We start from the raw sequence: 12,789 nt of genomic DNA on the forward strand, positions 1-12,789 counted from the left end.
GTGGTCCTGCGGCTCGTTAGCGTTGTGCGGCGGCCAGGGCCTCGGCCTGTTTCTTGTCGGCCTCGGCGCGCAGGGCCTCGGCCAGCTCTTCCTCGGCGCTCTTGTCGGCCAGCCGGCCCATGGGGTCGGGGCCGTCGCCGGTGAGGAAGGCGATGCGCTTGATGAGCTCGGACCAGCCCTGCAGCATCAGCAGCGTGATGCCGACGGGGATCGCCACCCACACCGGCCAGCGGATCAGGCCGCCGGGGTTGCCCGACATTTCGCCCGACGTGTATTTCTGGATGACCTCCGGCACGCTCAGCCACAGGATGGTGATGCACAGCGGCGTGAGGAAGAGGGCGAAGCCCACGATGTCGATCCACACCTGCGCCTTCTTGGACAGGCGGCTGTTGATCACGTCGATGCGCACGTGCTCGCGGTTGAGCAGCGTCCAGCCGGCCGCGATCAGGAACGACCAGGCGAACAGATACCACTGCACTTCGAGGAAGCCGTTGGAGCTGTAGTTGAACGCCTTGCGGACGATGGCGTTGGCTGCGCTGATGAAGGTGGCGGCAAAGATCAGCCAGATGGAATATTTGCCGACGAAGGCGTTGAGCCTGTCGATCGCTCGTGAGAGCGCGAGTAGAGCCTGCATGGTGTCTCCAAGAAAACGGCCGGGTGCGCGCATCCGGCCGCGTGCAGGGGTGGTGCAAGGGCCGGACAAACTTTTACAAGGGCGCCATTCTAAGGATTCCGCGCATCCCGGCTGCCGGCCGGGTATGGGCGTTTTGGGGGCAAAGGCTTGGTTTCATGCCGGTGCGGCGCTATGGCTTGCATAGCAATCGGGGAATACGCCTACTCCACCAGCGCCACGCCCTTCACCTGCACGAACACCTCCTGCCCCTCGGCCAGCGCCAGCGCGCCGCACGAGCGCTGGGTGATGCGCGCCAGCAGCGCCGTGCCGCCCGCGTCGAGTTGCACCAGCGCCTGGCCCGGGCCGTCGGGCGCCACGTGGGTGATGCGCGCGGGCAGCAGGTTCAGGATGCTGCTGTCGGGCGCGCGCGTGCGTGCCAGGCTCACGTCGCGCGCCGGCACGCGCAGGCGCACCGGCTCGCCCGGCGCGTAGGCGCGCGGGCTCACCACCTGCAGCTGGCCGCCGCCGAAGGCCACGGTGAGCAGGTGGTCGTGCGCGTCGTGCGCCAGCACGCGGCCCTGGACCAGCGCGGCGGCGCCCTCGCCGTGCGCTAGGGGCAGGTCGGGCCGGGCCATGAGCGCGGCGGTGGGGCCCTGGGCGATGGCGCGACCCTGGTCCAGGAGCACGAGGTGCGCGGCCAGGCGCGCCACCTCGTCGAGGGAGTGGCTGACGTAGAGCACGGGAATGTCCAGCGTGCGGTGCAGGCGCTCCAGGTAGGGCATGACCTCGGCCTTGCGCGCGGCGTCCAGCGCGGCCAGGGGCTCGTCCATGAGCAGCACGCGCGGGCTGGTGGCCAGTGCGCGGGCGATGGCCACGCGCTGGCGTTCGCCGCCCGACAGCGTGTGCGGCATGCGCGCGAGCAGCGCGCCCAGGCCCAGCAGGTCCACCGCCTGCTCCAGCGACACGCGCCGCTGCTGCGACGGCAGGCGGCGCAGGCCGTATTCCATGTTGCGCTGCACGTTCATGTGGGCGAACAGGCTGGCTTCCTGGAATACGTAGCCCAGCGCGCGCTGGTGGGTGGGCCGCCAGTGGCGGGCATCGTCGTCCTGCCAGGTCTCGCCGTTGACCTGCACGCTGCCCTGGGAGCGCTCCAGCCCCGCTACGGCGCGCAGGCAGGTGGTCTTGCCGCAGCCCGAGGGGCCGAAGAGCGCGGTGACGCCGTGGCCCGGCAGGCGCAGGTCCACGTCCAGCAGGAAGTCCGGGCGCTCCAGGCGCAGGCGGGCGTGGATGCCGCTCATCGCGCTCCTTTCGGCTGCAGCCAGTGCAGCAGCATCAGCACCACGAACGAGAACGCCACCATGCCGCCCGCGAGCCAGTGCGCCTGGGCGTATTCCATGGCCTCCACGTGGTCGTAGATCTGTACCGACACCACGCGCGTCACGCCAGGGATGTTGCCGCCCAGCATGAGCACCACGCCGAACTCGCCCACCGTGTGCGCGAAGCTCAGGATGGCGGCGGTGATGAAGCCCGGCCGCGCCAGCGGCAGGGCGACGGTGAAGAACCGGTCCAGCGGCCCCGCGCCCAGCGTGGCAGCCACCTCCAGCGGGCGGCGGCCCGTGGCCTCGAAGGCGCGCTGCAGCGGCTGCACCGCGAAGGGCAGCGAATACACCAGCGAGCCGATGACCAGGCCGGGAAAGGTGAACGGCAGGCGCGACAGCCCCAGCGCGTCGGTGAGGTGGCCGATGAACCCGTGCGGCCCCATGGCCACCAGCAGGTAGAAGCCGATCACCGTGGGCGGCAGCACCAGCGGCAGCGCCACCACCGCGCCCACTGGCCCGCGCCAGCGCGAGCGCGTGTGCGCCAGCCACCAGGCCAGCGGCGTGCACAGCGCCAGCAGCAGCACGGTGGTGATGCCCGCCAGCTCCAGCGTCAGCCGGATGGCGGCCCAGTCTTCGGGGCTGAGGAGGGAAGGGCTCAATGCTATTAGAAAAAGAGCTGGCTGCGCTTCATGCAAAAGGGTTTCGGCATGAAAACATGCCGAAACCCTTGCGGATCAAGCGCAAGGCGCTATCAGAAAGAATAACCGTAGGACTTGATGATGGCACGCGCCTTGTCGCCGCGCAGGTACTGCATGAGCGCCGCGGCGGCCTCGTTGCCCTGGCCGGGCTTGAGCACGATGGCGTCCTGGCGGATCGGCTCGTGCATGCCCGCAGGCACCACCCAGGCCGAGCCCTCGCGCAGCTTGCCGTCCTCCATCACCTGCGACAGCGCCACGAAGCCCAGCGGCGCGTTGCCCGAGGCGGCGAACTGGTAGGTCTGGCCGATGTTCTCGCCGGTCACCACGCGCGGCTGCACCTGGGGCGTGAGGCCCAGCTTGTCCAGCGTCTGCATGGCGGCCAGGCCATAGGGCGCGAGCTTGGGGTTGGCGATGGCGATGTGCTTCCAGTCGCTCTTGGCCAGCACCTTGCCCTCGGCGTCCACGTAGCCGGGCTGCTTGCTCCACAGCACCAGCTGGCCGATGGCGTAGGTGAAGCGCGTGGCACCAATGCCCAGGCCTTCCTTGCCGATCTTCTCGGGCGTGGTGTCGTCGGCTGCCAGCAGCACGCCGAAGGGCGCGCCGTTGGCGATCTGGGCGTAGAACTTGCCGGTGGCGCCGAACGACAGCACGGCCTTGTGGCCCGTGTCCTGCTCGAACAGCACGGCGATCTTCTGCATGGGCGCGGTGAAGTTGGCGGCCACGGCCACCTGCACCTCGGCGGCATGGGCGCCGTGCGCCACCACCAGGGCCAGGCCCAGGACGGAGAGGGATTGCTTGCACAGGGAAACGGGAGACACGGTGGAAGACCTCGCTATTCCATATATGAATAGCGCTGAGTATAGCCATGGGTGGGGGCATGATCGGCGCCATGCAGTCATCCTCTTTCCTGGACGCGCTGGGCCACGGCCTGGCGGACAAGCGCATCGACATCCTGCGCCAGATCGCGCAGGGCGGCTCCATCTCGCAGGCCGCGCGGGCCGTGGGCGTGAGCTACAAGGCCGCCTGGCAGGCGCTGGATACGCTCACCAACCTGGCCGGCGTGCCGCTCGTGGCGCGCGCCGTGGGCGGCGTGGGCGGCGGCGGCGCGCGGCTCACGCCGGCCGGGCACGAGCTGCTGGCCGCCGCCGATGCCATGCGCCAGGCGCGCGCCGCCGTGGCGGCGGGCCTGCGCCAGGGCGACGCGGCGCGCGCTCCGCTGCAGGTGGCGGCCGCGCGCCTGTCGGTGCGCACCAGCATGCGCAACCAATGGCCCTGCACCGTGCAGGGCATGCAGGCGCAGGGCCGGATCGTGCGCGTGCACCTGCGCTCCGTGGACGACGCTCTGGCCGTGGTGGCGCGCATCACGGTGGAGAGCGCCGAGCTGCTGGGGCTGGCCGCCGGCACGCCGGTGCAGGCGCTGTGCAAGGCCACGGCCGTGCGCGCCCTGGCCGAAGGAGACGCCCCCGCGGCGCAGGAGAACCACTGGCCCGGCCGCGCCACGCGCGTGTCGCGCGGCGAGCTGGGTGACGAGGTGGCGGCGGAGCTGGCCGCCGGCGTGCAGATGGTGGGCTTCGCGCCCGCCGGGTCGCCGCTGCGCGCACGCTCGCGCGTGGTGATGGCGGTCGACGAGTCGGCCGTGGCGCTGGCCATCGCCTAGCACAAGTTACGTAGGCGTTTATACATAGGCATTTCTCCCAGTGCGGGGCCGGGGAGCCGCACTTAGGATGCGGTGCAACATTCACATGGAGACACGGGCAGCGCCGCGCCACCGCGCGGCGCTCATCTGTTTGCAATGAGCGACGTCATACTGGAAACCTCCCACCTCACCAAGGAATTCAAGGGCTTCACCGCGGTCAGCGATGTGAACCTGTCGGTTCGCCGCGGCTCCATCCACGCGCTGATCGGCCCCAACGGCGCAGGCAAGACGACGTGCTTCAACCTGCTGACCAAGTTCCTGGAGCCCACCTCGGGCACCATCCGTTTCAACGGCACGGACATCACGCGTGAACAGCCGGCGCAGATCGCGCGGCGCGGCGTGATCCGGTCGTTCCAGATCTCGGCCGTGTTCCCGCACCTCACGCTGCTGGAGAACGTGCGCCTGGGCCTGCAGCGCAAGCTGGGCACGAGCTACCACTTCTGGCGCAGCGAGCGCAGCCTGCACCAGCTCGACGACCGCGCCATGCAGCTGCTGGACGAGGTGGGCCTGAAGGACCTGGCCGACGAGGTCACGGTGAACCTGCCCTACGGCCGCAAGCGCGCGCTGGAGATCGCCACCACGCTGGCCATGGAGCCCGAGCTGATGCTGCTCGACGAGCCCACCCAGGGCATGGGCCACGAGGACGTGGACCGCGTCACCCAGCTCATCAAGAAGGTTTCGACCGGCCGCACCATCCTCATGGTGGAGCACAACATGAAGGTCATCTCGACCATCGCGGACTGCATCACGGTGCTGCAGCGCGGGGCCGTCCTCGCCGAGGGGCCTTACGAGGAAGTTTCGAGGAATCCGCAAGTCATGGAAGCGTACATGGGCACGACCGACGGCCAACTGCAGGGAGCGCACTGAGATGGCCGGCACCCCCGCACTGGAGATCCGCAACCTCGAGGCCTGGTACGGCGAGTCGCACGTGCTGCACGGCGTGGACATGGTCGTGCAGCCTGGCGAGGTGGTCACGCTGCTCGGTCGCAACGGCGCCGGGCGCACGTCCACCATGCGCGCCATCATGGGCCTGACCGGCGCACGCAAGGGCTCCGTCAAGATCAACGGCACCGAGACCATCGGCATGCCCACGCACCGCATCGCCCACCTGGGCGTGGGCTACTGCCCCGAGGAGCGCGGCATCTTCTCCAGCCTGTCGTGCGAGGAGAACCTGATGCTGCCGCCCGTGCTCAAGACGGGCACGGCAGGCATGCCGGTCGACGAGATCTACGCCATGTTCCCCAACCTCGCGGAGCGCCGCGGCAGCCAGGGAACGCGCCTGTCGGGCGGCGAGCAGCAGATGCTGGCCGTGGCCCGCATCCTGCGCACGGGTGCCAACCTGCTGCTGCTCGACGAGATCTCCGAGGGCTTGGCGCCCGTGATCGTGCAGGCCCTGGCCCGCATGATCACCATGCTGCGCGAGAAGGGCTACACCGTGGTGATGGTGGAGCAGAACTTCCGCTTCGCCGCGCCGCTGGCCGACCGCTTCTACGTGATGGAACACGGGCGCATCGTGGAGCAGTTCGGCTCCGCCGAACTCGACGAGAAGATGCCCGTCCTCAACCAATTGCTGGGCGTGTAACGGCGCTCTCCACCCCTGTTTTTTCGACCAAGGAGACAACGATGCAACACAAACTCAAGACGCTGGCCGCCGGCCTCGCAGCCGTGGGCCTGGGCCTGGTGGCCGTGCAGGCGCATGCACAGGACAAAGTCAAGATCGGCCTGATCACCGACATGTCCAGCCTCTACGCCGACGTGGAAGGCAAGAACGGCGCCGTGGCGATCCAGATGGCCATCGACGACTTCGGCGGCAAGGTGCTGGGCAAGCCCATCGAGCTGCTCTCGGCCGACCACCAGAACAAGGCCGACATCGCCGCCTCCAAGGCCCGCGAGTGGATCGACACGCAGGGCCTGACCATGCTGTTCGGCGGCACCAACTCCGGCACGGCGCTGGCCATGGCCAAGATCGCCGAGGAGAAGAAGCGCGTCTACTTCAACAGCGGCGCAGGCTCCTCCGCGCTGACCAACGAGCAGTGCACGCCCTACACCGTGCACTATGCCTACGACACCGTGGCCCTGGCCAAGGGCACGGGCGGCGCGGTGGTCAAGCAGGGCGGCAAGGACTGGTTCTTCCTGACGGCCGACTACGCCTTCGGCCAGGCGCTGCAGGACGACACCACCAAGGTCGTCAACGCCGCGGGCGGCAAGGTGCTGGGCAGCGTGAAGCACCCGCTGAACGCGTCCGACTTCTCCTCGTTCCTGCTGCAGGCGCAAAGCTCCAAGGCGCAGATCCTGGGCCTGGCCAACGCGGGCGGCGACACGATCAACGCGATCAAGGCAGCCAAGGAATTCGGCATCAACAAGACCATGAAGATGGCCGGCCTGCTGGTGTTCCTGACCGACGTCCACAGCCTGGGCCTGAAGAACACCGAAGGCCTGCTGCTCACCACGAGCTGGGACTGGAACCTGAACGACCAGACGCGCGCATTCGGCAAGAAGTTCTTCGCCAAGACCAAGCGCATGCCCACGGACATCCATGCGGCCGACTACTCCGCCACCATGAACTACCTCAAGGCCGTGCAGGCCGCCGGCACCACCGATGCCGACAAGGTCATGGCCAAGCTCAAGTCCACGCCCATCAACGACTTCTACGCCAAGGGCAACATCCGCGCCGACGGCCGCTTCGTGCACGACATGTACCTGATGCAGGTGAAGGCGCCCGCCGAGTCCAAGGAACCCTGGGACTACTACAAGGTCGTGGCCAAGCTCCCTGGCGAAGAGGTGTTCACCACCAAGGCCGAGAGCAAGTGCGCACTGTGGAAGTGACGGCCTGCTGACCTGACCCCAACCGACTCCTCCATCCCGCAGCGTTTTTATGGAAATCTTTGGTGTATCAATGCCGGCCATGCTGAGCCAGCTCCTGCTGGGGCTGGTCAATGGCTCGTTCTACGCGATCCTCAGCCTTGGGCTGGCCGTGATCTTCGGCCTGCTCAACGTGATCAACTTCGCGCACGGTGCGCTGTTCATGCTGGGGGCGCTGATCACCTGGATGGCCATGAACTACTTCGGCATCAACTACTGGGTGATGCTGATTGCCGCGCCGCTGGTGGTGGGGCTGGTCGGGGTGGTGATCGAGCGCACGCTGCTGCGCTGGATCTACAAGCTCGACCACCTTTACGGCCTGCTGCTCACACTGGGCCTGACGATGATGATCGAGGGCGTGTTCCGCTCGATCTACGGCGTCTCGGGCCTGGGCTACGACACGCCAGAGGCGCTGGAAGGCGCGACCAACCTCGGCTTCATGATCATGCCGAACTACCGCGCCTGGGTAGTCGTGGCCTCCATCGTGGTGTGCATCGCCACGTGGTACGTGATCGAGAAGACCAAGCTCGGCGCCTACCTGCGCGCCGGCACCGAGAACCCGCGCCTGGTCGAGGCCTTCGGCGTCAACGTGCCCGTGATGATCACGCTCACCTACGCCTTCGGCGCTGCGCTGGCGGCCTTCGCCGGGGTGCTGGCCGCGCCGGTCTACCAGGTCACGCCGCTCATGGGGCAGAACCTCATCATCGTCGTGTTCGCGGTGGTGGTGATCGGCGGCATGGGCTCCATCATGGGCTCCATCCTCACGGGGCTGGGGCTGGGAGTGGTCGAAGGCTTCACCAAGGTCTTCTACCCCGAGGCTTCGTCCACCGTGGTGTTCGTCATCATGGCCATCGTCCTCCTCATCCGCCCCGCCGGCCTGTTCGGCAAAGAGAAGTGATTAGGGGCTGCAACGCATGAACTCGAAGAAATTTGCCCCCATTGGGTATGGCCTGCTGCTGCTGGGTCTGATCGCCGCGCCCTTCCTGGGTGCCTACCCGGTTTTCGTGATGAAGCTGCTGTGCTTCGCACTGTTCGCCTCGGCCTTCAACCTGCTGCTGGGCTACACGGGCCTGCTGTCCTTCGGCCACGCGGCCTTCCTGGGCGGCGCGGCCTACGTGACGGGCCACGCCGTCAAGGTCTGGGGCGCCACGCCCGAGCTCGGCCTGCTGGCAGGCCTCGCGGCCGGTGCGCTGCTCGGCCTCGTGATGGGCTTCTTCGCCATCCGCCGGCAGGGCATCTACGCCACCATGATCACGCTGGCGCTCGCGCAGATGCTGTTCTTCGCGGCGCTGCAGGCGAAGTTCACCGGCGGCGAGGACGGCCTGCAGGGCGTGCCGCGCGGCAAGCTGTTCGGCGTGATCGACCTCACGAGCGACATGACCATGTACTACGTGTGCCTGATCGTCGTCGTGGTGGCCTTCCTGCTGATCGTGCGCACCATCCACTCGCCGTTCGGCCAGGTGCTCAAGGGCATCAAGGAAAACGAGCCGCGCGCCATCTCGCTGGGCTACGACACCAACCGCTTCAAGCTGCTGGCCTTCGTCATCTCGGCCGCCATCGCGGGGCTGGCCGGTTCGCTCAAGACGCTGGTGCTGGGCTTCGCCACGCTGTCCGACGTGCACTGGAGCGCCTCCGGCCACGTGGTGCTGATGACGCTGGTGGGCGGCCTGGGCACGCTCAGCGGTCCGCTGGTGGGCTCGGCCGTGGTCGTGCTGCTGGAGAACAAGATCGGCGAGCTGGGCAACCTGCTGGCCAAGATCACCACCATCGACTGGTTCAACACGCTGGGCGAATCGGTGACCATCGTCACCGGCCTGATCTTCGTGGTCTGCGTGCTGGCCTTCCGCCGCGGCATCATGGGCGAGCTCATCGCCTGGCTGGAACGCCGCAAGGCCGGTGGCGGCGCGCACTGACCGCCCGGGCCTGCCAAACGAATAGCCGCGCACTGCGCGGCTATTTTTTTGATAGCTGGCTGCGCTTGCTGGTACCGGGTTTTGCTGCCATATGCCCCGTAAAGCGCCATATGGCAAGCGCAGGCAGCTCTCTTTTTGGAAGCCCGCTCAGCCCAGCTGCAGCCGGCGTGCGTAGCCCGTCATCTCTAGGTAGCCGCGCCCCACCTCCTGGCCGGCAGCGTCCAGCAGCGCGCACAGCCCCTCCCAGTAGATCGCGCCGGTGGAGCCCTGGCTGTCCAGCTCCTGGTCGTCGAGCAGCGCCCGCACGGTGAAGGCGCCCGCGGGCGTCTGCACGCGCCATTCGACGGGGTAGCGCGCGCCGCTGGCGCCGCTCTCCCAGTGGCGCAGCGGGGTGAACGCCACCTCGTGCGGCCCGAAGGGCCGTGCCGCCTCGCCCGCACGGCGCAGCGAGCCGCCCGCCCAGAGTGCGCTGCCATCGGCCCGGCGCAGGCGGAAGGCCGTGAGCGCGCCGCCGTCCGCCAGGTTCATGCCGATCCAGTCCCAGCCCACGGCGTCGGGGTGCATCAGCGCCTCGCTCCACTCGTGGTCCATCCAGGCGCGGCCCGCGCTGACCGGCATGCGCCGGCCCGCGAGGGTGAGCGTGCCGCTCACCGCGAGCTGCGGCTGGCTGTAGTAGTAGCTCGCCTGCGCTTCCTGCGGCCCTTTGCGCGACAGGCCCGCCCGGCCTTGCAGCAGCACGGGCTGGGTGCTCGCGCAGTCCAGCGCCAGCCCGAAGCCCTCGGCCTGCGCCTGCAGCGCGTAGCGGCTGGCACCCGGGGCATCGGCCGCGTGGCGCACCAGCGACCAGCCGCCCAGGCGGATGCGCGCATCGTCCTCGGCCGCCTCGGCGATGCCGAACCCGGCGCGCGCGATGCGCTGGTCGTGCAGCTGCCGCTGGCCCTGCACGTCGGTGAGCGCCGCGTGGGCAAAGAGCAACTGCTTGGCCGCGAACGCTGAACGCAGGCCCTGCGTGCTCTCCACGCGCGAACGGAAGAAGGTGATCTGGAAGCCCCAGGGCCGCCCCTCGGCCTGCGCGTGGCCGGTGATGTACCACCACTCGGTGCGCAGCTCCGGGTGGCTGCCGTGGTCGCGCGGAAAGGCGAGAGCACGCGGCGGCAGCGCGAGGGCGGGCGAGCCCCAGGCCAGCGCCCCGAGCAGCAGCGCGCGCCGGCAGATCGCCATGTCAGTTTTCCATCGCGCTGCGCGCCACCCGCAGCCGATGAAACTGGCGTGTCCCAAGCGCGGGCAGCCGCGCAAGGGCCGCCCCGCCGCGCTGGCTGCGTCCCCCTGCCTGCAACGCGCAGCGTTGCGAGAGCGGGGGGAAGGCGCGAAGCGACTCAGGGGGGTGTTGTTTCATTTCAGGCCATGCGCCCCTGCAGCCGCTCGCCGGCGTCCGCGCAATCGCCCAGGCAGCGCCGCACCCAGTCCTCGTCGTGGTAGGTGGGCAGGTAGCGCTCGCCCGCGTCGCACAGCAGCGAGAGGATGGAGCCCTGCTCGCCGCGCGTGCGCATCTCCTGCGCCAGTGCCAGCATGGCGACGAAGTTGGTGCCCGTCGACGGTCCCACGCGCCGCCCCAGCAGCGCCGAGAGCGCGCGCATGGCGGCGATGGAGTCCGGGTCCTGCACTTCCTCCATGCGGTCCACCAGCGTGCGGATGAAGCTCGGCTCCACGCGCGGGCGGCCGATGCCCTCGATGCGCGAGCCCGGCGCGGTGAGCGTGGCGTCGCCCGTGCGGTGGTAGGCCGCGAACACCGAGCCCGCCGGGTCCGCCACGCAGATCTGCGTGGCATGGCGCTGGTAGCGCACGTAGCGGCCGATGGTCGCGCTCGTGCCGCCCGTGCCCGCGCCCACCACGATCCAGCGCGGCACCGGGTGGCGCTCGCGCTGCATCTGCGTGAACATGCTCTCGGCGATGTTGTTGTTGCCGCGCCAGTCGGTGGCGCGCTCGGCGTAGGTGAACTGGTCCATGTAGTGCCCGCCGGTCTCCAGCGCCACGGCGCGCGCCGCGTCGTAGACCTCGCCCGCGCTCTCCACGAAGTGGCAGCGCCCGCCGTAGAACTCGATCAGCGCGATCTTCTCGGCCGAGGTGCTGCGCGGCATCACCGCCACGAAGGGCAGGCCCAGCAGGCGGGCGAAATAGGCCTCGCTCACGGCCGTGGAGCCGCTGGACGCCTCCACGATGGTGGAGCCCTCGCGCACCCAGCCGTTGCACAGTGCGTAGAGGAACAGCGAGCGCGCCAGCCGGTGCTTGAGGCTGCCCGTGGGGTGGGTGGACTCGTCCTTCAGGTACAGGTCGATCCCCGCGGCCGCGAAGGCGGGCAGGGGCAACGGAATCAGGTGCGTGTCGGCACTGCGCTGGTAGTCGGCCTCGATGCGGGCGATGGCCTGGTGCAACCACGACGCGGTGGCAGGGGAAGAGGTGTGTGGCATGGGCATGATTGTCGCAAGCATGCGCCGGTCGCCACCATGGCTCAGCGCCCCCACTCGATGCGGTTGCGCCCGGACGCCTTGCCCCGGTAGAGCGCGGCGTCGGCTTCCTGCATGGCCGCGTCGAACCCGTCCGGGTGGTGGAAGGCGCGCGACATGCCGATGGTCGCGGTGCAGCGCAGCGGCTCCTTCGCGCCCGGCATGGGCACCGCCTGCTGTTCGATGGCCAGGCGCACGCGCTCGGCCAGGCGCACCACGCCCTCGTCGTCCGTGTCCAGGCAAACGATGACGAATTCCTCGCCCCCGGTGCGGCAGGCCAGGTCTGCACGCCGCACCGTGCGGCGCAGCACCTCGGCCACGCGGCACAGCACTACGTCGCCGGCCTTGTGGCCGTGGGCGTCGTTGATGTGCTTGAAATGGTCGATGTCCAGCAGCAGCAGGCGCGCGGGCCCGGCGGTGCGGGCGCCGAAATGCCCCTCCAGCCCCGCGAGCAGGCCGCGCCGGTTGAGCAGGTGGGTCAGCGGGTCGCGCGCCGCCGTGGCCCGCAGCTCGTCGGTCAGGCGGCGCAGCACGAGCCAGATCATGGACGGCGCCAGCACCGTGGCCAGGAAGGACATGTAGACATAGAACACGACCTGGAAGCGGTGCTTCATATCCAGCGCGTCCAGCCCGCCCTGCACCACCAGCACGCCCTTGATGGCGTTCAGCACGCCCAGGCCGCCGATGAGCAGCGCGAAAAGCGCCATCTCCACGCGCAGGTCCCTGGCAATGCCGCGCATGGCGTGGACCACCGCCACGTTCATGGCCAGGAACATCAGCGCCATGGCAAACGCCAGCATCGCGTAGCGGGCGACCGGGCCCGCCAGCCACTGCACCAGCACCTGCGCGGCCGCATAGGCCAGCGCCAGGGCGAGCACCGGCTGGAGCAAGGGAGCGGGCCGGCCGAAGAACCGCATGGCGCCCACCCAATAGACCATAGGCGTGCACACCGTCAGCGTGTGGTTGACTACGACGGATGCACCCCAGTCCGACCCGTCGCCTAGCAACTGCAGCACATAGGCCGAGCCCAGCATGGCATTGCCCAGGGCGAAGGCGTCCATGCCCAGCGGGCTGCCCTGCAGGCGCCTGCCGATCAGCCAGAACATGATGGCGAAGCACAGCAGGTGCACGCACAGCATGCCGACGATGACGGTTGCAACCATGGAGGGAAAGAGGCGCGGTGA

General features: G+C 69.0%; 13 protein-coding genes. 6 read left to right on the plus strand and 7 right to left on the minus strand.

Annotation, left to right across the window (positions count from 1 at the left end; translation table 11 throughout):
* Nucleotides 1–16: 16 nt before the first annotated feature.
* The 4 genes from AVS7_RS02765 to modA form a co-directional block, all read right to left on the minus strand.
* Nucleotides 17–634 (minus strand): TRAP transporter small permease subunit, encoded by a 618-nt coding sequence (locus AVS7_RS02765; RefSeq protein ID WP_020226992.1) that lies wholly within the window; start codon nt 632–634, stop codon nt 17–19.
* A 200-nt stretch (nt 635–834) separates the two neighbouring features.
* Entirely contained in the window at nt 835–1,911 is a 1,077-nt protein-coding gene (modC, locus tag AVS7_RS02770; protein ID WP_020226993.1) for a molybdenum ABC transporter ATP-binding protein, read from the minus strand.
* On the minus strand, nt 1,908–2,591 hold the full coding sequence (gene modB, locus AVS7_RS02775) for a molybdate ABC transporter permease subunit (RefSeq protein ID WP_020226994.1): 684 nt from the start codon (nt 2,589–2,591) through the stop codon (nt 1,908–1,910). The genes modC and modB overlap by 4 nt, the downstream gene beginning before the upstream one ends.
* A gap of 92 nt (nt 2,592–2,683) precedes the next feature.
* The gene (gene modA, locus AVS7_RS02780) at nt 2,684–3,448 is read right to left on the minus strand and encodes a molybdate ABC transporter substrate-binding protein (protein WP_020226995.1); all 765 of its coding nucleotides are present in this window, start codon (nt 3,446–3,448) and stop codon (nt 2,684–2,686) included.
* Nucleotides 3,449–3,507: 59 nt separating this feature from the next.
* On the opposite strand from modA, the gene AVS7_RS02785 reads away from it, so the two are divergent.
* The 6 genes from AVS7_RS02785 (at nt 3,508) to AVS7_RS02810 (ending at nt 9,101) form a co-directional block, all read left to right on the plus strand.
* Nucleotides 3,508–4,287, plus strand: coding sequence for a TOBE domain-containing protein (locus tag AVS7_RS02785; protein ID WP_020226996.1), 780 nt, complete (start codon nt 3,508–3,510; stop codon nt 4,285–4,287).
* Nucleotides 4,288–4,422: 135 nt separating this feature from the next.
* Nucleotides 4,423–5,193 (plus strand): ABC transporter ATP-binding protein, encoded by a 771-nt coding sequence (locus AVS7_RS02790; RefSeq protein WP_020226997.1) that lies wholly within the window; start codon nt 4,423–4,425, stop codon nt 5,191–5,193.
* A gap of 1 nt (nt 5,194) precedes the next feature.
* Nucleotides 5,195–5,908, plus strand: coding sequence for an ABC transporter ATP-binding protein (locus AVS7_RS02795; RefSeq protein ID WP_020226998.1), 714 nt, complete (start codon nt 5,195–5,197; stop codon nt 5,906–5,908).
* Nucleotides 5,909–5,949: 41 nt separating this feature from the next.
* On the plus strand, nt 5,950–7,152 hold the full coding sequence (locus AVS7_RS02800) for an ABC transporter substrate-binding protein (protein ID WP_020226999.1): 1,203 nt from the start codon (nt 5,950–5,952) through the stop codon (nt 7,150–7,152).
* Between the two features lie 49 nt (nt 7,153–7,201).
* A complete protein-coding gene (locus AVS7_RS02805; protein WP_034689807.1) occupies nt 7,202–8,086 on the plus strand; it encodes a branched-chain amino acid ABC transporter permease in 885 nt (294 codons plus the stop codon).
* A gap of 16 nt (nt 8,087–8,102) precedes the next feature.
* On the plus strand, nt 8,103–9,101 hold the full coding sequence (locus AVS7_RS02810) for a branched-chain amino acid ABC transporter permease (protein WP_020227001.1): 999 nt from the start codon (nt 8,103–8,105) through the stop codon (nt 9,099–9,101).
* Between the two features lie 147 nt (nt 9,102–9,248).
* Here the strand turns inward: AVS7_RS02810 and AVS7_RS02815 are convergent, their stop codons facing one another.
* The 3 genes from AVS7_RS02815 to AVS7_RS02825 form a co-directional block, all read right to left on the minus strand.
* Nucleotides 9,249–10,322 (minus strand): lipocalin-like domain-containing protein, encoded by a 1,074-nt coding sequence (locus AVS7_RS02815; RefSeq protein ID WP_020227002.1) that lies wholly within the window; start codon nt 10,320–10,322, stop codon nt 9,249–9,251.
* A gap of 176 nt (nt 10,323–10,498) precedes the next feature.
* Nucleotides 10,499–11,569: a PLP-dependent cysteine synthase family protein gene (locus AVS7_RS02820; RefSeq protein WP_200405906.1), complete on the minus strand. Its 1,071-nt coding sequence runs from the start codon at nt 11,567–11,569 to the stop codon at nt 10,499–10,501.
* Nucleotides 11,570–11,610: 41 nt separating this feature from the next.
* Nucleotides 11,611–12,768: a GGDEF domain-containing protein gene (locus AVS7_RS02825; protein WP_020227004.1), complete on the minus strand. Its 1,158-nt coding sequence runs from the start codon at nt 12,766–12,768 to the stop codon at nt 11,611–11,613.
* Nucleotides 12,769–12,789: the final 21 nt, after the last annotated feature.

It is taken from the genome of Acidovorax sp. MR-S7, from assembly GCF_000400995.2.
GTDB lineage: Bacteria > Pseudomonadota > Gammaproteobacteria > Burkholderiales > Burkholderiaceae_C > MR-S7.